19 protein-coding genes are annotated in these 22,552 nt (G+C 57.9%); 9 read left to right on the top strand and 10 right to left on the bottom strand.

Annotated features, from left to right (window positions below; all coding sequences use genetic code 11):
• The first annotated feature begins 14 nt into the window (after window positions 1-14).
• Window positions 15-431: an N-acetyltransferase gene (locus tag WLO31_RS17670; protein WP_435927925.1), complete on the top strand. Its 417-nt coding sequence runs from the start codon at window positions 15-17 to the stop codon at window positions 429-431.
• 63 nt (window positions 432-494) lie between these two features.
• Here WLO31_RS17670 and WLO31_RS17665 read toward each other — a convergent pair whose 3' ends face one another.
• The 3 genes from WLO31_RS17665 to pepA form a co-directional block, all read right to left on the bottom strand.
• On the bottom strand, window positions 495-3,350 hold the full coding sequence (locus tag WLO31_RS17665; RefSeq protein ID WP_435927924.1) for a valine--tRNA ligase: 2,856 nt from the start codon (window positions 3,348-3,350) through the stop codon (window positions 495-497).
• Between the two features lie 6 nt (window positions 3,351-3,356).
• Window positions 3,357-3,815, bottom strand: coding sequence for a DNA polymerase III subunit chi (locus WLO31_RS17660; RefSeq protein WP_435927923.1), 459 nt, complete (start codon window positions 3,813-3,815; stop codon window positions 3,357-3,359).
• Between the two features lie 166 nt (window positions 3,816-3,981).
• The gene (pepA, locus tag WLO31_RS17655; protein WP_435927922.1) at window positions 3,982-5,493 is read right to left on the bottom strand and encodes a leucyl aminopeptidase; all 1,512 of its coding nucleotides are present in this window, start codon (window positions 5,491-5,493) and stop codon (window positions 3,982-3,984) included.
• Window positions 5,494-5,769: 276 nt separating this feature from the next.
• Here pepA and lptF point away from each other — a divergent pair, with 276 nt between their 5' ends.
• The gene (lptF, locus tag WLO31_RS17650; RefSeq protein WP_435927921.1) at window positions 5,770-6,870 is read left to right on the top strand and encodes an LPS export ABC transporter permease LptF; all 1,101 of its coding nucleotides are present in this window, start codon (window positions 5,770-5,772) and stop codon (window positions 6,868-6,870) included.
• A complete protein-coding gene (lptG, locus tag WLO31_RS17645; protein ID WP_435927920.1) occupies window positions 6,871-7,950 on the top strand; it encodes an LPS export ABC transporter permease LptG in 1,080 nt (359 codons plus the stop codon). It begins immediately after the preceding gene.
• Window positions 7,951-8,895: 945 nt separating this feature from the next.
• On the opposite strand, the gene lsrK is transcribed toward lptG, so the two are convergent.
• The gene (gene lsrK, locus WLO31_RS17640; protein WP_435927919.1) at window positions 8,896-10,467 is read right to left on the bottom strand and encodes an autoinducer-2 kinase; all 1,572 of its coding nucleotides are present in this window, start codon (window positions 10,465-10,467) and stop codon (window positions 8,896-8,898) included.
• A gap of 30 nt (window positions 10,468-10,497) precedes the next feature.
• On the bottom strand, window positions 10,498-11,466 hold the full coding sequence (gene lsrR, locus WLO31_RS17635; protein WP_435927918.1) for a transcriptional regulator LsrR: 969 nt from the start codon (window positions 11,464-11,466) through the stop codon (window positions 10,498-10,500).
• A 213-nt stretch (window positions 11,467-11,679) separates the two neighbouring features.
• Here lsrR and lsrA point away from each other — a divergent pair, with 213 nt between their 5' ends.
• From lsrA to lsrG, 6 genes are read left to right on the top strand one after another with little or no spacing between them, the layout of a single operon-like run.
• The gene (gene lsrA, locus WLO31_RS17630) at window positions 11,680-13,179 is read left to right on the top strand and encodes an autoinducer 2 ABC transporter ATP-binding protein LsrA (protein ID WP_435927917.1); all 1,500 of its coding nucleotides are present in this window, start codon (window positions 11,680-11,682) and stop codon (window positions 13,177-13,179) included.
• On the top strand, window positions 13,176-14,207 hold the full coding sequence (gene lsrC / locus WLO31_RS17625; RefSeq protein ID WP_435927916.1) for an autoinducer 2 ABC transporter permease LsrC: 1,032 nt from the start codon (window positions 13,176-13,178) through the stop codon (window positions 14,205-14,207). Before lsrA ends, lsrC begins: the two co-directional genes overlap by 4 nt.
• Window positions 14,208-15,218 carry an autoinducer 2 ABC transporter permease LsrD gene (lsrD, locus tag WLO31_RS17620; RefSeq protein WP_435927914.1) on the top strand — a complete coding sequence of 337 codons (1,011 nt, stop codon included), beginning with the start codon at window positions 14,208-14,210 and terminating at the stop codon, window positions 15,216-15,218.
• Window positions 15,215-16,234 carry an autoinducer 2 ABC transporter substrate-binding protein LsrB gene (gene lsrB / locus WLO31_RS17615; RefSeq protein ID WP_435927913.1) on the top strand — a complete coding sequence of 340 codons (1,020 nt, stop codon included), beginning with the start codon at window positions 15,215-15,217 and terminating at the stop codon, window positions 16,232-16,234. The genes lsrD and lsrB overlap by 4 nt, the downstream gene beginning before the upstream one ends.
• Window positions 16,235-16,245: 11 nt before the next feature.
• Window positions 16,246-17,136, top strand: a complete 891-nt coding sequence (gene lsrF, locus WLO31_RS17610) for a 3-hydroxy-5-phosphonooxypentane-2,4-dione thiolase (RefSeq protein ID WP_435927912.1) — start codon at window positions 16,246-16,248, stop codon at window positions 17,134-17,136.
• On the top strand, window positions 17,133-17,426 hold the full coding sequence (gene lsrG, locus WLO31_RS17605; RefSeq protein ID WP_435927911.1) for a (4S)-4-hydroxy-5-phosphonooxypentane-2,3-dione isomerase: 294 nt from the start codon (window positions 17,133-17,135) through the stop codon (window positions 17,424-17,426). The genes lsrF and lsrG overlap by 4 nt, the downstream gene beginning before the upstream one ends.
• Before the next feature lie 42 nt (window positions 17,427-17,468).
• Here the strand turns inward: lsrG and ygjG are convergent, their stop codons facing one another.
• The 5 genes from ygjG to WLO31_RS17580 all read right to left on the bottom strand — a co-directional run bounded on the left by ygjG (window position 17,469) and on the right by WLO31_RS17580 (window position 22,514).
• A complete protein-coding gene (gene ygjG / locus WLO31_RS17600; protein ID WP_435927910.1) occupies window positions 17,469-18,866 on the bottom strand; it encodes a putrescine aminotransferase in 1,398 nt (465 codons plus the stop codon).
• 227 nt (window positions 18,867-19,093) lie between these two features.
• On the bottom strand, window positions 19,094-19,816 hold the full coding sequence (locus WLO31_RS17595; RefSeq protein ID WP_435927909.1) for an ABC transporter ATP-binding protein: 723 nt from the start codon (window positions 19,814-19,816) through the stop codon (window positions 19,094-19,096).
• Entirely contained in the window at window positions 19,803-20,639 is an 837-nt protein-coding gene (locus tag WLO31_RS17590; protein ID WP_435927908.1) for an ABC transporter ATP-binding protein, read from the bottom strand. The genes WLO31_RS17595 and WLO31_RS17590 overlap by 14 nt, the downstream gene beginning before the upstream one ends.
• Window positions 20,632-21,465 carry an ABC transporter permease gene (locus WLO31_RS17585; RefSeq protein WP_435930661.1) on the bottom strand — a complete coding sequence of 278 codons (834 nt, stop codon included), beginning with the start codon at window positions 21,463-21,465 and terminating at the stop codon, window positions 20,632-20,634. The genes WLO31_RS17590 and WLO31_RS17585 overlap by 8 nt, the downstream gene beginning before the upstream one ends.
• Window positions 21,465-22,514 carry an ABC transporter permease gene (locus tag WLO31_RS17580; protein ID WP_435927907.1) on the bottom strand — a complete coding sequence of 350 codons (1,050 nt, stop codon included), beginning with the start codon at window positions 22,512-22,514 and terminating at the stop codon, window positions 21,465-21,467. The genes WLO31_RS17585 and WLO31_RS17580 overlap by 1 nt, the downstream gene beginning before the upstream one ends.
• Window positions 22,515-22,552: the final 38 nt, after the last annotated feature.

Here is a 22,552-nt window from a genome sequence, read left to right as displayed (position 1 = left end):
GCAACATGTGAGTTATGAAACATGGCGGGGGGATTTTACGTGGATATGTGCTCGTTACTGCCGATATAGGGCCAAAAGCGTTGGGCTACTATACGTTGTCCGGAAGCTGCTTCGAAAAAGAGATGCTGCCATCAGAAACTCAGCAGAGAAAAATCCCTTATGCAAATGTACCCGGCGTGACGTCAGGGCGTCCGGCGGTTCATAAAGATTTACAGGGGCAGGCAGGGGGAACGATGCTGGTGACTCATGCCATGAAGGTTGTTTCTCTGGCATCACAAGCGGCTGGTGTACATGGCATGTTTGTGGACGCGCTGAACGATCGGGCTAAGCGCTTCTGTACAAAACTCTGTTTTATCCCTTTGGTTGGTGAAAACGAAAATTCCCTTTTCTATCCAACCCGCGCCATCGAAAAATTATTCGAAGAAACTTGAGCAAGTTTTTGAAAATATAAAAAAGCCGGGATTACTCCCGGCTTTTTACGTTTAGCGGCTCAGCTACAGCGCGGCAATAACGGCCTGCTGTTCAATCAGCTTCGCCTTCGCATCGGCGAAACCAGCCAGACGCTCACGCTCTTTAGCCACCACCTCTGCCGGCGCACGCGCTACAAAGCCTTCGTTGGACAGCTTGCCTTCGATTTTGCCGATCTCGATTTCGATCTTCGCCATTTCTTTTGCCAGACGTTCAATCTCGGCGGCTTTGTCCACCAGGCCCGCCATCGGGATCAGCAGCTCTGCGCCGTCGATAATTTTGGTCACGGAAACCGGACCTTTATCATCAACCGGCAGGATGGTGATGCTTTCCAGGCGCGCCAGGTTTTGCAGGAAGGTGCGGTTGTCGCTCACGCGACGGACCGCTTCTTCGCTACAGCCGCGCAGCAGCACTTCCAGACGTTTACCCGGCGCGATGTTCATCTCGGCACGAATATTACGTACCGCGGTGATCACATCTTTCAGCCACTCCGTATCCGCAAACGCGGCTTCATCGTCCTGAGCGCTGTTATACGCCGGGAATGGCTGAAGCATGATGGTATCGTCGCTGATGCCTTTGAGCACTTTCACGCGCTGCCAGATGGTTTCGGTGATGAATGGAATGATCGGATGCGCAAGGCGCAACAGACCTTCCAGCACGTTCACCAGCGTATTGCGGGTGCCGCGCAGTTCGGCTTCAGAACCGCCGTTCATCACCGGCTTGGTCAGCTCCAGATACCAGTCGCAGAACTGGTTCCAGGTGAATTCATACAGGATGCCGGCTGCGATATCAAAGCGATAGCTGTCCAGCGCTTCACGGTACGCCTTCACGGTGCGGTTAAACTCGGCCAGAATCCAGCGATCGGCCAGAGACAGCACCAGCTCGCCGCTTTCAAAGCCGCAGTCCTGCTCTTCGGTGTTCATTAGCACGAAACGGCTGGCGTTCCATAGCTTGTTACAGAAGTTACGGTAGCCTTCCAGACGCTTCATGTCCCAGTTGATATCGCGACCGGTGGAAGCCAGCGCCGCAAGCGTAAAGCGCAGCGCATCGGTGCCGTGCGGCTCAATGCCGTTCGGGAACTGCTTCTCGGTGCGCTTGCGGATTTTCTCCGCCAGCTGCGGCTGCATCATGTTGCCGGTGCGCTTCTCGAGCAGATCTTCCAGGGAGATGCCGTCAACCATATCCAGCGGATCGATAACGTTACCCTTAGACTTGGACATTTTCTGCCCTTCGTCATCGCGGATAAGCCCGGTCATATAAACGGTTTTAAACGGAACCTGCGGCTTGCCGTCTTCATCCTTGATGAAGTGCATGGTCAGCATGATCATGCGCGCAATCCAGAAGAAGATAATGTCGAAGCCGCTGACCATTACGCTGGTCGGGTGGAAGGTACGCAGCGCTTCGGTGTTTTCAGGCCAGCCTAAAGTGGAGAACGTCCACAGTCCGGAGGAGAACCAGGTGTCCAGCACGTCTTCGTCCTGGTTAAGCGCAACGTCCGCGCCCAGGTTGTTTTCAGCGCGCACTTCCGCTTCGTTACGGCCAACGTAAACGTTGCCTTCGGCGTCGTACCAGGCCGGAATGCGGTGGCCCCACCAGAGCTGACGGGAGATACACCAGTCCTGAATATCGCGCATCCAGGAGAAGTACATGTTTTCGTACTGCTTAGGCACGAACTGGATTTCGCCCTGTTCAACGGCTTCTACCGCCACTTTCGCCAGCGGCGCCGTACGCACGTACCACTGGTCGGTCAGCATCGGTTCGATAACCACGCCGCCGCGGTCGCCGTAAGGCACGGTCAGGTCGTGCGGCTTGATTTCGTCAAGCAGGCCCAGCTCATCGAATTTAGCAACAACGGCTTTGCGCGCGGCAAAACGCTCCAGCTTCCGGAATTCCGCCGGGATGTCGCTGCTGTAAACGGTAGATTCTTCGCCGTTGGTATCAAATACTTCGGCCGCTTCGCGGATATCGCCGTCGAAGGTCAGGATGTTGATCATCGGCAGGGCGTGACGGCGGCTAACTTCATAGTCATTGAAGTCGTGTGCCGGGGTGATCTTCACGCAGCCGGTGCCTTTTTCCATGTCGGCGTGTTCGTCGCCAACAACTGGAATGCGGCGGTTGACCAGCGGCAGCACCACGTATTTACCGATCAAATCTTTGTAACGCGGATCTTCCGGGTTAACGGCCACGCCGGTATCGCCGAGTACGGTTTCCGGACGGGTGGTTGCCACAATCAGATAATCTTTGCCGTCGGCAGTTTTTGCGCCGTCGGCCAGCGGATAACGCAGGTGCCACATGGAGCCTTTGGACTCGCGGTTTTCAACTTCCAGATCGGAAATCGCGGTGCGCAGCTTCGGATCCCAGTTTACCAGGCGTTTGCCGCGATAAATCAGGTCTTCTTTGTACAGGCGGACGAATACCTCTTTCACCGCGTTGGACAGGCCTTCGTCCATGGTGAAGCGCTCGCGCTCCCAGTCGACGGAGTTGCCAAGACGACGCATCTGACGGGTGATGGTGCCGCCAGACTCCGCCTTCCACTGCCAGATCTTATCGATAAAGGCGTCGCGGCCGTAATCGTGGCGCGTTTTACCCTCTTCGGTGGCAATCTTGCGCTCGACGACCATCTGGGTCGCGATGCCCGCGTGGTCGGTCCCCGCCTGCCACAGGGTGTTTTTGCCCTGCATGCGCTGGTAGCGGATCATGGTGTCCATGATCGTCTGCTGGAAGGCGTGACCCATATGCAAACTGCCGGTGACGTTCGGCGGCGGGATCATGATGCAGAAGCTTTGCTGGCTGGTATCGCCACTTGGCTTAAAGTAGCCCTGCTGTTCCCAGTGCTCGTAAAGCGGCTGTTCGATATCTTGCGGGTTATATGTCTTTTCCATTGTCTGCTATGTCGTTCCCGGCGGGGTATGAGTCGCCGTAGTCAAGTGGAAACCGGCAACGCGGTACGCCTTATAGCGCTCGCGGGCCAGTTGTTTTTGCGTGTCTTCGTAAGGTACGAAGTCTATCACTTCATGGAAAGCGGTGGCAAAATCTGCGAACTGCGGCAGCAGGCTTATCAGCACATCGCGCGGCGAGCTACCGCGACGCTGCGGCCAGGCGAGTTCGACCGGCGCGCCATAACGCGGCCCTTCTCCGGCGAGATTGTGCGGCACAAAAGCGTGGGCATCGCGTTGCCAGAGCGCTTCATCCAGGCGGACGGCCTGTTGTTCATCAACACAGGCGATGAGCAGGCGCTTGCCCGCCCGAAAACTTTCTGCCGCAAGTTCACACACCAGCGCTTCAACGGCACTTAGTTCGCCGGATGGCGTGTCGTTGTCGAGCAGGTAGAACGTCGCGTTTTTCATTTTACTCGCATCTTCTGAATCATGAGAAACCCTCTGTCGGGTGGCGCGAGGCTTACCCGACCTACAAAACCGTGCAGGCGGTAGGGTGGATAAACGAAACGCCATCCACCGGGAACAAGGTGGATGGCGTAGGTCAATCCGTCCGACAAAAGCTCAGGCGCCGCCGTTACTCTTCGCCGTTAAAACCTGAACGATTCAACAGGAATTGCGACAGCAGCGCAACCGGACGACCGGTCGCGCCTTTGGCTTTGCCTGAACGCCAGGCCGTTCCTGCGATATCCAGGTGCGCCCAGTTGTACTTACGGGTAAAGCGGGACAGGAAGCAGGCGGCGGTAATCGCGCCGCCGGGACGGCCGCCAATGTTCGCCATATCGGCAAAGTTGGAGTCGAGCTGATCCTGGTACTCATCGCCGAGCGGCAGACGCCATGCGCGGTCGCCCGCCTGTTCAGACGCGCTAATCAGCTCATGCGCCAGCGGATTATGGTTAGACAGCAGCCCGGTGATGTGATGGCCCAGGGCTATCACGCACGCGCCGGTCAGCGTTGCCACATCGATAACCACTTCCGGCTCGAAGCGTTCCACGTAGGTCAGCACATCGCACAGCACCAGACGGCCTTCCGCATCGGTATTCAGCACTTCAACGGTCTGCCCGGACATGGTGGTCAGGACGTCGCCCGGGCGATATGCCCGCCCGCCCGGCATATTTTCACATCCGGCCAGCACGCCGATAACGTTAATCGGCAGGTTCAGCTCTGCAACCATACGCATTACGCCATAGACGGACGCTGCGCCGCACATGTCGTATTTCATCTCGTCCATGCCTTCGGCAGGCTTGATGGAGATACCGCCGGAGTCGAACGTCAGGCCTTTGCCAACCAGCACGATCGGGCGCGCGTCCGGCGTGTCGTTACCTTTGTATTCGATAACGGACATCAGCGATTCGTTTCGGGAACCGTCGCCCACCGCGAGGTAGGAGTGCATGCCTAGCTCTTTCATCTGCTGTTCGCCGATAACGCGGGTGACGACGTTTTTGCTGTACGAGTCGGCCAGCTGTCGAGCCTGAGAGGCCAGATAGGCCGCGTTGCAGATATTCGGTGGCATATTGCCGAGGTCTTTTGCCGCTTTGATGCCGGCGGCGATAGCCAGACCGTGCTGAATCGCGCGTTCGCCGCTGGTCAGCTCACGACGAGTCGGTACATTAAAGACCATTTTACGCAGCGGGCGGCGTGGCTCGCTTTTGTTGGTTTTCAGCTGGTCAAAGCTGTAAAGCGACTCTTTTGCGGTTTCTACCGCCTGGCGGACCTTCCAGTAAGTATTACGGCCCTTAACGTGCAGCTCGGTCAGAAAACAGACGGCTTCCATCGAGCCGGTATCGTTCAGTGTGTTAATGGTTTTCTGAATAACCTGCTTATACTGACGTTCGTCCAGTTCACGCTCTTTACCACACCCAATCAGCAGAATACGCTCAGAAAGCACATTCGGAACGTGGTGAAGCAATAAAGTCTGACCTGGTTTTCCCTCAAGCTCGCCGCGGCGCAAAAGCGCGCTGATGTAGCCATCGCTGATTTTATCGAGTTGTTCGGCGACCGGGGACAGGCGACGCGGTTCAAAAACTCCCACAACGATGCAGGCACTACGCTGTTTCTCGGGGCTACCGCTTTTTACACTGAACTCCATGCACTACGCTCCTGAATCTTAAAGACAACGGCGGTGGCTACAGCTAGAATTGCAAGCTTTCGTAACTCATATCCGCTGTTGCGATGACTTCGTGTTAATCTTAACGAATGTATTTTTACGGTTTCGACAACGTCAGTTAAATCACCCTGTGTATCACTTCGCCGGGTAAGTTTCATCTTAGCGATGTTTTCGACGACTCAAGAGAATAAATGACGTATAAGCGATGAAACAAGCGATTTTCCTGCAAAAAGACTCGTTTTCACAGGCGTACTTAATGTGATTATCATAAGATATCTGGTTCGGGAGACGCTCAAAAGCCAGCTTGCGATCCTCTTCATCCTCTTTTTGATTTTCTTTTGTCAGAAGATGGTCAGGATTCTGGGGGCGGCGGTTGAGGGCGATATTCCGACAAACCTCGTACTTTCTCTTTTAGGGTTGGGCGTGCCGGAAATGGCGCAGCTTATTCTCCCGCTCAGTCTGTTTTTAGGGCTGCTGATGACGCTTGGCCGGCTGTATACCGAAAGCGAAATCACGGTAATGCATGCCTGCGGTCTGAGTAAAGCAGTCTTAATCAAAGCCGCGATGATCCTCGCACTCTTTACCGGCGTGGTGGCGATGATCAACTCTATGTGGCTTGGGCCCTGGTCCTCACGTCACCAGGATGAAGTACTGGCGGAAGCCAAAGCGAATCCGGGGATGGCGGCACTGGCTCAGGGACAATTCAAGCAGGCCACCGACGGTAACTCCGTGCTGTTTATAGAAAGCGTCGAAGGCGCCAGCTTTAACGATGTTTTCCTGGCGCAGCTGCGTCCAAAGGGCAATGCTCGTCCGTCGGTTATCGTGGCGGATTCAGGCCATCTCTCCGTGCGGCCTGACGGCTCACAGGTTGTCACGCTCAATACCGGCACCCGCTTTGAAGGCACGGCGCTGCTGCGCGACTTCCGCATTACGGATTTCCAGGATTACGTGGCCATTGTCGGGCACCAGACGGTGGCGCTGAATCCGGACGATGCCAGCCAGATGGAGATGCGCACGCTGTGGCAAAGCGATAAACCTAACGCCCGTGCCGAACTCCACTGGCGCATTACGCTTGTGCTCACCGTCTTTATTATGGCGCTGATGGTGGTGCCGCTCAGCGTCGTCAACCCGCGCCAGGGCCGCGTGCTGTCCATGCTCCCGGCGATGCTGCTCTACCTGATCTTCTTCCTGCTGCAGACGTCGCTGAAGTCGAATGCGGCAAAAGGCAAAATCGACCCGATGATTTGGATGTGGCTGGTGAACATTATCTACATTGGCATCGCGCTGGTGCTAAACGTGTGGGATACGGTACCGATGCGCCAATTCCGAGCGCGCTTCAGTAAAAAAGGAGCGGCATAAATGTTTGGCGTACTCGACCGTTATATCGGTAAAACCATCTTCACCACCATCATGATGACGCTGTTCATGCTGGTGTCGTTATCCGGAATTATCAAGTTTGTCGATCAGTTGAAAAAAGCCGGGCAGGGTGAGTATTCAGCGCTGGGCGCAGGGGTATACACCGTCCTGAGCGTACCGAAAGACATCCAGATTTTCTTCCCGATGGCGGCCCTGTTAGGCGCTCTGCTGGGGTTAGGCATGCTGGCCCAGCGCAGTGAGCTGGTGGTGATGCAGGCCTCCGGCTTTACCCGTTTGCAAATTGCGCTTTCCGTGATGAAAACGGCAATTCCGTTAGTATTGCTGACGATGGCAATCGGCGAATGGGTAGCGCCGCAGGGCGAGCAGATGGCGCGTAACTATCGTGCGCAGCAGATGCTCGGCGGCTCCTTACTCTCAACCCAGAATGGTTTATGGGCCAAAGATGGGCAGGACTTTGTTTATATTGAACGAGTGAAGGATAACAACCAGATTGCGGGCATCAGTATTTACGCCTTTAACAAAGATCGCCGTCTGCAATCCGTGCGTTATGCCGCTTCGGCCCAGTACGATGCGGAACACAAAGTATGGCGGCTATCGCAGGTAGATGAGTCTAACCTGACCGATCCTAAGCAAATCACCGGTTCCCAGACCGTCAGCGGCGAGTGGAAAACAAACCTCACGCCAGACAAACTCGGCGTGGTGGCGCTGGATCCCGATGCGCTGTCGATAAGCGGCCTGCACAACTACGTGAAGTATCTGAAGTCGAGCGGGCAGGATGCCGGGCGCTACCAGCTCAATATGTGGAGCAAAATCTTTGCGCCGCTGTCGGTTGCGGTAATGATGCTGATGGCGCTGTCGTTCATTTTTGGGCCGCTGCGCAGCGTGCCGATGGGCGTGCGCGTGGTCACCGGCATCAGCTTTGGCTTTGTGTTCTACGTGCTTGACCAAATCTTCGGGCCGCTGAGCCTGGTTTATAACATTCCGCCGATCCTTGGCGCGCTGCTGCCAAGCGCCAGCTTCTTCCTGATTAGCCTCTGGCTGATGATGAAGCGCTCTGGTTAATCAGGTTCGATGTCGGGTGGCGCAATGCTTACCCGACCTACGTATTGCTGTGGTTTGTCGGGTGGTGCGATGCTTACCCGACCTGCGTGCTGCTGTGATTTATCGGGTGATGCGGTGCTTATCCGACCTACGTATTGCTGTGGTTTGTCGGGTGACGCGGTGCTTAACCGACCTGCGTGCTGCTGTGATTTATCGGGTGATGCGGTGCTTGCCCGGCCTGCGTGCTGCTGTGATTTGTCGGGTGGCGCGATGCTTACCCGGCCTACGTATTGCTGTTGTTTGTCGGGTGACGCGGTGCTTACCCGACCTACAATTGCTGTGATTCGTCGGGTGGCGCGATGCTTACCCGACCTACGTATTACGATGATTCGTCGGGTGGCGCGGTGCTTACCCGACCTACATATTGCTGTGGTTTGTCGGGTGGTGCGGTGTTTGCCCGGCCTACGTGCTGCTGTGATTCGTCGGGTGATGCGATGCTTACCCGACCTACATATTGCTGTGGTTTGTCGGGTGGCGCGGTGCTTATCCGACCTGCGTGCTGCTGTGATTCGTCGGGTGGCGCGATGCTTACCCGACCTACGTAGTGCTGTGGTTTGTCGGGCGGCGCGGTGTTTGCCCGGCCTGCGTGCTGGTGTGATTCGTCGGGTGGCGCGGTGCTTACCCGACCTACAATTGCTGTGATTCGTCGGGTGGCGCGATGCTTACCCGGCCTGCGTGCTGCTGTGATTCGTCGGGCGGCGCGGTGCTTACCCGACCTGCGTGCTGCTGTGGTTTGTCGGGCGGCGCGCTGCTTATCCGACCTACATATTGCTGTGGTTTATCGGGTGACGCGATGCTTACCCGGCCTGCGTGCTGCGGTGATTCGTCGGGTGGCGCGCTGCTTATTCGATCGACCTCTGGTCCGCGGTTGTAGGGCGGATAAGCGAAAGCGCCATCCGCCGGCCGTTATCCTTTTACCAGCCCCGGCGCCTGCCACATTGAGGTCGTAAGCCCGCTGTCCACCAGCGTTAGCTGATCCGCATACACCTTCATCCATTTGCTTTTCATCTCGTCATACAGCTCGCGATGCTGCTGGTTCGGCGTAAATTCGCGCTGCCATTTCACCAGCCTTTCGCCCGTATCGGCCATATTGTTAAACAGCCCGGCGCCCACGCCCGCCGCAATGGCGCAGCCCAGCGCCGTGGACTCTTTAACCACCGGCACGCGTACCGGCAGGCCGGTAACATCGCTTAAAATCTGGCTCCACAGCGCGCCTTTCGAACCGCCGCCCGCAAAGACTAAAGATTCAAACTCCACGCCGGAGAAGCCGGAAATCTGTTCAAGATTACACGCCGAGACGATGGCCGCGTTTTCTTCCAGCGCGCGGAACAAGGTCGCTTTATTGCATTTCTCCGGGTCGATGGAGAGATTAATAAACGACGGCGCCGCGTGATACCACTGCTTGAAATGCATCGCGTCGGAGAATATCGGCATCACGCCGTGGGAGCCCGCCGGCACCCGCGCGGCCATATCTTCGAGCAGGGCATAAGCGTCCACGCCAAGCCTTTCGGCCAGCAGTTTTTCTTCGGCGCAGAAGGCGTCCCGGAACCAGCGCATCGTCAGGCCGGTAAAGAAGCTGATGGATTCCGCCTGCACCATATTGCCGATGACGTGCGGGTTAATGCGGATATTCATCTCCGGATCGGTCTTGATGGCCGGCAGGTTCACCACCTGCTGCCAGAAGGTGCCGCCCAACACCGCCGTTTGCCCGGCTCTTACCACGCCAAGTCCCAGACAACCCAGCTGCACATCGCCGCCGCCCATCACCACCGGCGTGCCAGCGAGCAGCCCGCTTTGCTCGGCGGCTTCCTGCGTGACGCCGCCGAGCACCGTACCGGTCTCCTTGACCGGCGAAAGGATATCCGCCCGCAGCCCGGCCATATCCAGCAACGCGGGCCGCCAGTCACGGGTTGCGAGGTCAAGCATGCCCGTTGTACCCGCGTTGGAAGGATCGACCGCCAGCTCGCCGCTAAGCTTCGCCGCCAGCCAGTCGCCGATCATGGTGATAGTCGCCGCCTCGCGATAAATATCCGGGCGATGGTGCGCAAGCCACAGCAGGCGCGGCATGGCGCTTAACGCCAGCGTCTGCCCGGAAACGTGGTACACCTCGGATTCAAACTGAAAATCGTGGATCTCTTTTAGCTCGCTGACTTCACGGCTGGCGCGGGCGTCCACGTTGGCACACGCCCAGATTGGGTCGCCGTTGCGGTCGTAAAGCACGATGCCTTCACGCATCGAGCAGCAGGAGATAGCGCTAATGGCGCCTGGCGGGAGATGCGCTTTTTGCAGCGCTTCACGGATGCACTGACAGGCGAGCTGCCAGTTATTCGCGAGGTCAAACTCCATCGAGCCTGGCACATCGGCCACGCTCAGATGCTTCCATTCGGCCTGGCCGACGGCGATCTGGTGGCCCGAAAGGTCGAAGATAACGGCGCGGATACTGCCCGTACCGGCGTCCAGCGCTAACAGATAACTCATCGGTTGACCCCGCAATTGTTTTGCGCGGGGTTAATCAGCCAGAGCTAACACCGCCCGCGCGGTCTCTTCTTCCGTCACCAGGCCATTGATACGGCGGCCAAGGAGCGCGGCATAAATAGCGTCCGCTTTATCGGGCCCGCCCGCCACGCCGACAATCGTCGGCAGATGCGAGAGATCCTCAAGCGTCACGCCCAGTAACTCGCGGTGGATTTCCAGCCCTTCCACCAGTTTGCCATCCGCTTGCAGGAAATAGCCGAGGATATCGCCCACCGCCCCCTTGCGGGCGTACATCAGCTGCTCCCCTTCGCTGATATAACCCGAGCGCAGAATAGTGGCGTCGCGCTTCTGGTTTATCGCGCCGATGCCGACTACCGCCGCGTCCGCAGCCATTGCCGCGAGAATGACGTCCCGCACGCTCGCTTCCATCCGTAAAATTTCCGCCACCTGCGGCGAAGAGACGCGCAGCGGGGCCGGGATCATGCTGACGCTACAGGCCGCGTCGAGCTGGCCGATACCGGTCATATAGGGCCCAACTCCGCCGGAAAGCGTCACCAGGCGAATCTGCTGCGAGCCGATAAAGCCGCTCAGATGCTGCAGGCAGCTCATGGTGGTTTCGCCGAAGCCTACGGCCAGCAGCTGTCCCGGCTCCAGCACGCCCATCAGCGATTGCGCAGCGCCAATGCCTAAGCGCGTGCTCATCAAAGGCGTGTTCTGCGCGGGCAGCACGCGGGCAATCTTAAGGTTGAACCGCTGCTGCAGCGCCGTTTCCAGCGCCAGGCAACCCTCGTAACGCGAGTTAATCTGTACGCGTATCACCCCTGACTGACGGCCCTTTTCCAGCAGGCGCGAAATCTTCAGGCGCGGCAGGCCGAGTCGTTCGCCAATATCGTTCTGCGTTAATCCGTCGTGGTAGTAAGACCACGCCACCCGCGCCAGCAGCTCTTCTTCTGCCATCGGCAGGCTGCCTAATCGCCCTTCTTCAACTCGTTTGTCGCTCATAGATGAACTCTTATTCAAATTTAGATCATATGTTCGAAGATGCCGGATGAGAAAATGTGAAGCGTGCGGCAAAAAGATCATTTTGTGATGCAGAGGTTTTAGCCGATCTAATTAAAAATTTTGTGATCCCTGCCCGGTTGTAAATATATATCGGCGTCTACGCTTTTGAACATTATTAATGCAATTTCTCTTTTGTTCAATTGTGGAGTGAAGATGCACAACACCACCGCCGTACTGGAAGCCTGCCATATCAGCAAAGGGTTCTCGGGCGTGAGCGTCCTCAAAGAGATTGATTTTGCTCTTTATGCCGGGCAGGTTCACGCGTTGCTCGGCGGCAACGGGGCAGGAAAGTCGACATTAATGAAAATCATCGCGGGCGTGGAGATCCCCGATCGCGGCGAGCTGAAAGTGCGAGGCAAAGCCTTTGGGCGGCTCACGCCAGGGCAGGCGCACGATCTGGGCATCTATCTGGTACCGCAGGAGCCGATGCTGTTTCCCAACCTAACCGTGCGGGAAAATATCCTCTTCCGCCTGCCCGCAAGCCGGGACGCAGACAGCCGCCTGCAGGAGAAAATGCGCCAGCTTGAGTGCCAGATCCCGCTGCAGGCTACGGCCAGCACGCTGGAAGTGGCGGATCAGCAGATGGTCGAGATCCTGCGCGGGCTAATGCGCGAGGCGAAAATCCTTATCCTCGACGAGCCCACCGCGTCGCTGACGCCGGGCGAAACCGAACGGCTGTTTCGTCAGATCCGCGCTTTACAGGATCTTGATGTCGGCATTGTTTTTATCTCCCACAAGCTGCCGGAGATCCGCAAGATCTCCAGCCATATTTCAGTGATGCGCGACGGTGCCGTAGTGCTGCACGGCGAAACCGCGCAGCTGCTGGATGAGCAGCTGATCAACGCGATGACGCCGATTAATCGCCAGCACGCGCTGAGCGACACGCAAAAGCTGTGGCTGGCGCTGCCGGGCAACCGTCGCACAGAACCACAGGATTTTCCGGTGCTGCGCGTGGAAGAGCTGACCGGCGAAGGCTTTATCGATCTGAGCTTTGAGCTGTACGCGGGCGAGATCGTAGGCCTTGCAGGACTGGTGGGATCGGGCCGCACCGAGCTTGCGGAAACGCTTTACGGCCTGCGGCCGGTGCGCGGCGGGCATATTTATCTTGAAAATCGTGAAATTAGCGGCGATCGCACAAAATCACGGCTCGATCGCGGGCTTATCTATCTGCCGGAGGATCGCCAGGTTTCAGGGCTGTTTCTTGATGCGCCGATCCGCTGGAATACCGTGGCGCTCAATGAGCCAGGGCTGTGGCAACAAAGCAAGCGGGAAGCGGCGGTGGTGGAACGCTATCACCGCGCCTTGGGCATCAAACTCAATAATGCCGAGCAGACGGTGCGCACGCTCTCCGGCGGCAATCAGCAAAAAGTCCTGCTGGCGCGCTGCCTGGAAGCCAATCCCTTGTTGCTCATCGTCGATGAACCTACGCGCGGCGTGGACGTGGCGGCCCGGGCCGATATCTATCAGCTCATTAAAAGCGTGGCGGCGCAGAACGTGGCGGTGCTGATGATCTCCAGCGATCTCGACGAGTTTGTCGGCCTGGCGGATCGCGTGCTGGTGATGCATCAGGGGGCGCTGAACGGCGAGCTGCGTAAGCCTGCCATCAATGTCGATCGCATGATGAGCATGGCGTTTGGCGGAGGTCGGGCATGAAAAAACTGCTGAAGAATCGCGAGCTGAGCGCGCTGCTTGCGATCGTCGCGCTGTTTGCGGTACTGGTCGCTCTGAACCACAGCTACTTCAGCCTGCAAACGCTGAGCATGATCTTCACCAGCGCGCAGATCCTGATCCTGCTGGCCGTAGGCGCCACCATGGTAATGCTGACGCGCAACATTGACGTCTCCGTTGGTTCAACCGTTGGCCTGTGCGCTATTGCCGTGGGGATGGCGCTAAACAGCGGCTACAGCCTGCCGGTGGCGATGCTGTTCGCGCTGGCGACGGGCGCGCTGGCAGGTTTTTTCAACGGCGTGCTGGTTGTCTGGCTGCGCATTCCGGCGATTGTCGCCACGCTTGGCACCCTCGGGCTTTATCGCGGCGGCATGCTGCTGTGGACGGGCGGGAAATGGATTGAAGGGTTGCCGACAAGTCTTAAGTCGCTGTCGGAACCTGTCGCGCTGGGCGTCTCTCCGCTTGGCATGCTGGTGCTCGGCCTGGTCGCTGTCGCCGCCTGGACGCTGGCAAGAACGGCGTTCGGGCGAGATTATTACGCGGTGGGCGATAACCTTGCCGCCGCCCGGCAGCTCGGCGTAGCGGTAAACCGCACGCGGCTTTTAGCTTTTACTTTCAACGGCATGCTCGCGGCGATCGGCGGAATTATCTTCGCCTCGCAAATTGGTTTTGTGCCAAACCAGACCGGCAGCGGGCTGGAGATGAAGGCCATCGCCGCCTGCGTGCTCGGCGGTATTTCGCTGCTGGGCGGCACCGGTACGGTTATTGGCGCGTTCCTCGGCGCCTTCTTCCTTACGCAAATCGATACGGTACTGGTGCTGTTCAAACTTCCAGCCTGGTGGAACGATTTTATCGCAGGTCTGGTGCTGCTCGGCGTACTGGTGCTGGATGGCCGCCTGCGGCAGGCGCTGGCCCGGCATCAGCGGGCGCAGAAATACAGCCGGTTTGTGCCGCCTTTACCCGGCGCAAAGAACGTACGCGCTTTTCCCCGTAAGAAGAAGGATGTGGCGTAAATGACGAAACTGAAACTTAACTGGGAAGTCGCGCTGCTGCTGATTCTGGTCGCGGAGATCCTGCTGTTTGGCGCGATAAATCCTCGCATGCTCGATATCAACATGCTGCTGTTCAGCACCAGTGATTTTATCTGTATCGGCATCGTTGCTCTGCCGCTGACGCTGGTGATTATCAGCGGCGGCATCGATATTTCGCTCGGCTCCACCATCGGCCTGTGCGCCATCGCGCTGGGCGTGATGCTGCAGGCGGAATTTCCCATAACGCTTGCGATCGTTCTTACGCTTGCTGTCGGCCTGCTGTGCGGCTTGTTTAACGCCGCACTTATTCATTACACGGGTATTAGCCCGCTGGTCATCACGCTCGGCACGCTTTATCTGTTCGGCGGCGGCGCGCTGCTGCTCTCCGGTATGGCAGGGGCGACGGGTTACGAAGGCATCGGCGGTTTTCCGGACGCGTTTACCGGTTTTGCCAACCTCACTCTGCTTGGCCTGCCGATTCCGCTAATTATATTCGCGGTTATCACGCTGCTGTTCTGGCTGCTTACCCATCGCGCTCGTTTTGGCCGCCACATCTTTTTGATTGGGCAAAATCCGCGTGCGGCGCGCTATGCGGCGCTGCCGGTAAACGGCTCTCTGTACGGCGTGTACGGCATGGTGGGGCTGGCCTCGGCCATCGCGGCCATCGTGCTGGTTTCTTATTTCGGCTCGGCGCGTTCGGATTTGGGACGTGATTTGCTGATGCCTGCGCTGACCGCCGCCGTGCTTGGCGGGGCGAATATTTACGGCGGTTCCGGATCGATTCTGGGCACAGCGCTGGCGGCGCTGCTGGTGGGGTATCTGCAGCAGGGTTTACAGATGGCCGGCGTGCCTAATCAGGTATCGAGCGCGTTGTCCGGTGCGCTGTTGATTGTGGTGGTCATTGGTCGTTCGGTGAGTTTGCACCGCGCTTATCTCCAGGCGGCATGGCGTCGCCTGCGCGGTCACAGGAAAACTAACGGGAGTTTAATATGAAGCAGACAGCAAAACGCGTACTTAAGCTCGGTGCGCTGGCTTTAGCCTTTGGGGTTGTCACCGCCCAGGCCGCCGATCGTATTGCCTTTATCCCGAAGCTGGTCGGCGTGGGCTTCTTTACCAGCGGCGGCAACGGCGCCATGCAGGCGGGCAAAGATCTCGGCGTGCCGGTTACCTACGACGGGCCGACCGAGCCGAGCGTTTCCGGCCAGGTGCAGCTGATCAATAACTTCGTCAATCAGGGCTATAACGCGATTATCGTGTCCGCGGTTTCACCAGACGGCCTGTGCCCGGCGCTTAAACGCGCGATGCAGCGCGGCGTGAAAGTGCTGACGTGGGATTCGGACACCAAACCTGAATGCCGCAGCATCTACATCAACCAGGGTACGCCGCAGCAGCTCGGCGGCATGCTGGTGGAGATGGCCGCAAAACAGGTGACGAAACCCGCGGCCAAAGTAGCCTTCTTCTACTCCAGCCCGACCGTGACCGACCAGAACCAGTGGGTGAAAGAGGCGAAAGCGAAGATCGCCAAAGATCATCCGCAGTGGCAGATCGTTACCACGCAGTTTGGCTATAACGATGCCACTAAATCTCTGCAAACGGCGGAAGGGATCTTAAAGGCATACCCGGATCTGGATGCGATTATCGCGCCGGATGCCAATGCATTGCCTGCGGCTGCGCAGGCCGCGGAAAATCTTAAACGAACTAACGTCGCCATCGTAGGCTTCAGCACGCCGAACGTTATGCGGCCTTACGTTGAGCGCGGCACGGTGAAAGCCTTTGGCCTGTGGGACGTGGTGCAGCAGGGCGAAATTGCGGTAAACGTCGCAAATACGATGTTGAAAAAGGGCGATCTTAACGTCGGCGACAGCGTTGAGGTGGCGAAAATCGGCACGCTTAAAGTGGAGCCGAACAGCGTGCAGGGATACCAGTATGAAGCGAAGGGCAACGGCATAGTGCTGCTGCCGGAACGCGTGGTGTTCACTAAAGAAAATATCGGTAAATACGACTTCTGAGGGAGGAAATAATGGCAGATCTTGACGATATCAGAGAAGGCAAAGATTACGGCATTGGCCGCCCGCAGGAGAACAAAGCCTTTTACCTGAAGGGCAGCGGCGCGCTGGACTGGGGCATGCAGTCACGCCTTGCGCGGATCTTTAATCCGGCTACCGGCCGCACCGTAATGCTGGCGTTCGACCATGGCTATTTTCAGGGGCCGACCACCGGCCTTGAGCGTATCGATTTATCCATCGCGCCGCTGTTTGAAGAAACCGATGTGCTGATGTGCACCCGCGGCATTCTGCGCAGCGTTGTGCCGCCTGCGACCAATAAACCCGTGGTTCTGCGCGCGTCCGGCGGAAACTCTATCCTCAGCGAACTCTCGCGTGAAAGCGTGGCGGTGACCATGGAAGATGCGCTGCGCCTTAACGCCTGTGCGGTGGCGGCGCAAATTTATATCGGCAGTGAGTACGAGCACCAGTCGATCAACAATATCATCAAGCTGGTTGATGAAGGCACACGCTATGGCATTCCAACGCTTGCCGTCACCGGCGTGGGCAAAGAGATGGCGCGTGACGCTCGCTATTTTTCGCTGGCCAGCCGTATCGCCGCAGAGATCGGCGCGCAGTTTGTGAAAACCTACTTTGTGGAAGAGGGCTTCGAGAAAGTGGCCGCCAGCTGTCCGGTACCGATTGTTATTGCCGGCGGGAAAAAACTGCCGGAACAGGAGGCGCTGGAGATGTGCTTCCGGGCTATCGATCAGGGCGCGTCCGGCGTGGATATGGGACGCAATATCTTCCAGTCCGAGGCGCCGCTCGCCATGCTAAAAGCGGTGAAAAAAGTGGTGCATGAAAATGTTTCTGCGCGAGAGGCATACCAGTTCTGGCTGGATGAAAAACAGCAGGGAGGCAGGGCATGAACGTGACGCTGGTCGAGATCAATATCAAGCCGGAGCGGGTAAACGAGTTTCTGGACGTGTTCCGCGCCAACCACGAAGGCTCAATCAAAGAGCCAGGAAACCTGCGGTTCGACGTTCTGCAGGACCCGGAAGTCCCCACGCGGTTCTTTATCTACGAAGCCTATCAAAACGATGAGGCGGTGCTGGCGCATAAGCAAACGCCGCACTACCTGGCATGCGTTGCAAAGCTGGATGAGATGATGTCGCAGCCGCGTAAGAAGCGGAGTTTTGTCGGGCTGCTGCCAGTTTGAGGAATATCCGGGCACGTCTGTTAAAAACGTGCCCGGATAGATTTACTGGACAATATTTTCAACCGCTTCACCCAGCGACAGTTGTAAACCTTCCAGCGCTTCCCTGGCGCATCCCAGCACCTGCTCACACTGCTCAACGCTAATCGTCAGCGGCGGCTCAATGCGGATGGTTTTCGCATTGTTGAGCGTCCCGGCGACCAGTACCTGCTGGCGGAACATTTCGCTGGCAAAGTTATAGCCGGTTTCGTTGTCGCTAAACTCAATTGCTATCAGCAAGCCTTGCCCTCGTGCTTCCACAACCATCTCCGGAAACTCGCGTGCGAGCGCCTGGAAACCATCCACTAAAAGCTGCCCTTTTTGCGCTGCCTGAGCGGGGAGATTCTGCTCCAGCAGAACATGGATGGTGGCTAACGCTGCGGCGCAGGCCAGCGGGTTGCCGCCAAAGGTGGTGGTGTGCAGGAAAGGATTATCAAACAGCACCGAGAAAACTTCTTCTGTGGCAACCGTTGCGCCAATCGGCATTACGCCGCCGCCGAGCGCTTTGGCGAGGCATAAAATATCCGGCTGCACGTTTTCATGCTCGCAGGCGAACATTTTGCCGGTGCGGCCCATGCCGGTTTGTACTTCGTCGAAAATCAGCAGCGCGCCAAACTCATCGCAAAGCCTGCGCACGGCAGGCAGGTAACCCGCCGGCGGCAGAATAACGCCGCCTTCGCCCTGGATGGGCTCCAGAATAACGGCTGCGACATCATCGCCGGTTTTATGGCATTCGCTGAGCATTGTACGCAAGGCGTCGATATTGCCGAAAGGTACGTGACGGAAGCCCGGAAGCAAAGGCATAAAGGGTTTACGGAAGGTGGATTTAGCCGTCGCAGACAATGCGCCAAGAGATTTGCCGTGAAAAGCGCCGCTGGCGGCGATAAAGGTAAATTTCCCACGCGGTGACTGGTACGCCTTAGCGAGCTTAATCGCTGCTTCGACCGATTCCGTGCCGCTGTTGCTAAAGAAGCTGTACTTCAGTTTACCCGGCGTAAGCGTTGCAAGGGTTTTAGCCAGCATCGCCCGTAGCGGGTCGAGCAGTTCCTGACTGTGCAGGGGTTGTTTTTCGAGCTGATGCTGTACGGCGGAAACCACTGTTGGATTACGGTGCCCCACGTTAAAAATGCCGAACCCGCCCAGGCAATCGAGGTACTCCTTGCCCTGGGTGTCGACAAGCGTATTCAGACTGCTCGCTTGCCACTCTACGGCTCCGTAATCCCCGCCGGCGGTTACAGACTTACGATACTCAAGAAAACCCGGATTAACATGCTGCTGGAAACTTTCGATAACCTCTCGGTTTAGCGCCTTCATCTCCTCATGGCTAAGTGACTTCTTTTCGATGATGTTAAGTGCGTGCGCCGTGCAGGCAAGAGCCGAGGCGCTGGAAGGTAACCTGTTCAAAATGTGCTCCTGGGAATGGCGTATCACGCGATACACAAAATAAGTATTGCAGGAAATACGCCACTTCCCAGACCATAAGCGAAATCGGGATAAATGCCGGGCGAAACGCGGATTGCTCAATAATTAATCGTACTGGATATGGTTTTGCGCATTAAATGCTGGGAAGAAGGAGGGTGAGAACGGACGTTAAAAAGCGGCCGCACCACAACGATGCAGCCGCCTCATTGTTATGCAGCATCCATGCGGTGTTCGCCGCGGCTCAGGGCTGCGCGATCGTATTCATGCTGGATGCGGCCGCCGGCCATGTAAGCCGCCCGGTCAGACATATGCGCTATGACGTCCGCGTCATGGCTGACCAGCAGATAGGTCATAGCAAACTGCTGTTTCAGCCGGTTCAGCAGGTTCAGGATTTCAGCCTGCACGGACATATCCAGCGCCGAGGTGGGCTCATCCAGCAGCAGGATTTTTGGCCGCAGCAGCAGCGCACGCGCGATGGCGACGCGCTGGCGCTGGCCGCCGGAAAGCTGATGCGGGTAGCGCCTCGCTGCGTCTGCCGGCAATCCAACCTGCACAAGCGCCTCTTCCACGCGCGCGGGGATCCGCGTTTCTTTATGGATAGCCAGCGGTTCTGCAAGGGTGCGGTAAAGCGTATGGTTAGGATGCAACGACGCATAGGGATCCTGAAACACCATCTGCACGTTACGGCGTAAATCCCCCTGGAAGCGAACGCCGGGTTTAATGGCGTCGCCCAGAAGATTCACCTTGCCCTGCCATTCACGCTGTAGCCCGGCCAGCACCCGCAGGACGGTGGATTTCCCGCAGCCTGATGCGCCAATCAAGCTGAATGTCTCACCTTCGTGAAGAGCAAAGCTCGTATCGCTGACCACAGTTTTGACCTGGCCCTTTGCGGCAAACTGTACGCACAGATTTTTTACCTCAACGATCGCCATGGGGTTCTCCTTGCAGGTTCTGAGTACGGTCGAGGGTTGGCAGCATCATGCCGTAAGTGGCGGCATTCGGACGGCAGGTCCATAGCGTGCGGGTGTACGGATGAGTGGCGGTGGCCAGAGAAGCCGCCGCCATCTCATCAACCTTTTGCCCCTGATACATCACCAGCACGCGCTGGCAATGTTCCGCCACCAGCGGCAGATCGTGGCTGATCAGCAGCATCGCCATCTGGCGCCTTTCGCACTGCTCCACCAGCAGTTCAAGGATCTGATTGCGCAGGCGCGCATCCAGCGCCGAGGTAGGTTCATCGGCAATCAGCACTTTCGGGTCGTTGACCAGCGCGATGGCGATCATGACGCGCTGCCCCATGCCGCCGGAAAGCTCCGCCGGATAGCGGGCCAGCACGTTATCCTGTAAGCCCACGGCGTTAATAGCCTCGCGAACTCTTTCTCTGCGCTGCCCGGCAGAGAGGTTCTGGTGCAGGCGCAAAGCCTCATCAATCTGCTGGGCGACGTTTTTCACCGGGTTTAGCGCGTAGCGCGGGTCCTGTAAAACCATGGCGATATCGTTGCCGCGCAGGCGCCGCCAGTCCCGGTTTTTCATGCTTAGTAGATTGTGGTCCAGCACGTTAAGCCGCCCGGCGCTTACTTTGCCCGGTTTACGCACCAGGCCCATCAGCGCCCGCGCCGTCATGGATTTACCCGAGCCGGACTCGCCCACCAGCGCCAGCCGCTCATTGCCAAGCGTAAAGGAGAGGTTATTGACCACGCGCGCGCCGGGATAATCGATATTCAGGTTGCGGACTTCAATGCGTTTCTCACTCATGGCCCGGCTCCAGCACGTCGCGTAATCCATCGCCCAGCAGGTTAAACGCCAGGCTCGCCAGCAGAATGGCGGTGCCGGGGATCGCGGCAATCCACCATTGATCGAAAATAACCTGCATTCCGTCGGCGATCATCGCGCCCCATTCCGCCATGGGCGGCCTGGCGCCAAGGCCAAGAAAGCCTAGACCGGCGGCCGCCAGGATAATGCCCGCCAGATCGAGCACCAGGCGCACAATTGCTGACGGCAGACACAGCGGGAGAATATGCCCGGCCAGCAGGCGCGGGCCGCGGATGCCCATCATCTCTGCCGCGGCGAGATAGTCGCTGTGGCGCAAACGCTGGATTTCGCTGCGGGCCTGGCGCGCGTAGGCAGGCCAGGTGGTCAGCGCCAGCGCCAGGGCGCCGTTCACAAGCCCGGGTCCGAGCATCGCCACGAAAGCGAAGGCCAGAATCAGACGCGGCATCGACATTACCACGTCGGTAAAACGCATCAGCACGCGCTCCAGCCATCCGCCGTAATACCCGGAAAGAATGCCGATCAGCAAGCCAACCGGCAGGGTTATCACCGTCACCAGCAAGACCAGGCCGAGAGCGGGGCGCGAGCCGTACAGCAGGCGCGACAGTAAATCGCGGCCGTAGCTGTCGGTGCCGAGCCAGTGCTGCGCGTTGGGCGGCTGCAGACGAGCGGCAGCGTCCTGCCAGTTAGGATCAAACGGCGCGAGCAGCGGGGCAAGCAGGGCGGTCAGCGCCAGCAGCGTGATAATCACCAGCCCACAAAGGGCCGCAGGCGAGCGCAGCATCCGGCGCAAAAAGAGATAAGACGGCATCATCGTACCCTCGGGTCGGTGACACGCACCAGCACGTCAGTCACATTATTGATGATGACAAACGACACGCCAATCAGCAGCGTACCGCCCATAATCGCGGTGGTATCTCCGGCGAACAGCGCGGTCGTTAAGTAACGCCCGATGCCCGGCCAGGAAAAGACGGTTTCCGTTAGCACCGCGCCTTCCAGCATCGAGGTGTAGGCCAACGCAATGACCGTAAACAGCGTGCCGCGAATATTGGGCAGCACGTGCCGCACGAGGATAGTCATATCACCTGCGCCTTTGGCGCGCGCGAGGGTAATGTATTCTTTATTCATCTCGCTCAGGCAGGCTGTGCGCGTCAGGCGGGTGATGCTTGCCAGCGAATAATAAGCGAGAAGCAGCACCGGCAGCACAAGGTGATTGATGGCGTTGAGGAACGCGTCGCGATCGCCGGAAAGCCAGGTATCCGTCAGCACAAAGCCGGTTTTTGCTTCCACGCTGTACTGGTAAATATCGTCGAGCCGCCCGGGCCCGGCGCTCCACTGCAGTCGCGCGTAAAACAGCGCCAGCATCAACAGGCCAAGCCAGAAAACAGGTACTGAGTTACCGAGCAGGGTAAAGGTGCGCACCGCCAGATCCCAGGGCGAACCAACGAACCGCGCGCAGAGCACGCCAAAAATCACTCCCATCACGCTGCCGATAATCAGCGCGAGCGTGGCAAGCTCAAGCGTGGCGGGGAAGGTGGAGAGCAGATCCTGTAATACCGGCTGGCCGGTGGCGCTGGCGGTGCCTAAGTCGCCGTGGGCCAGCTGCGTTAAGTAGTGCCAGAACTGTACGGGCAAGGGCCTGTCCAGCCCCAGCTGGTGACGCACCTGGTCGTAAGTCGCCTGGCTTGCGTGATCGCCGACGATCTGCAGCACGCGATCGACCGGCGACAGCGCTGAAAGGGCAAAGGTGATAAGCAGCAGGCCGACAAGCGTCAGCGCCAGGGTGAACAGACCCTGTAATAAGGTCAGCAACGGACGGCGAAAGCGGCCCGTTGCCTGAGTGGTGGAGACATCTGACATCAATAGCTCTTATGCGATACGGTGATGAGTCGTTTTGT

Origin of the sequence: Dryocola sharpae (assembly GCF_051307055.1) — a bacterium.
In the GTDB taxonomy this organism is placed as follows: Bacteria; Pseudomonadota; Gammaproteobacteria; order Enterobacterales; family Enterobacteriaceae; genus Dryocola.
Note: the sequence above shows the minus strand (reverse complement) of the source record. Positions and strands in the feature narration are given on the sequence as shown.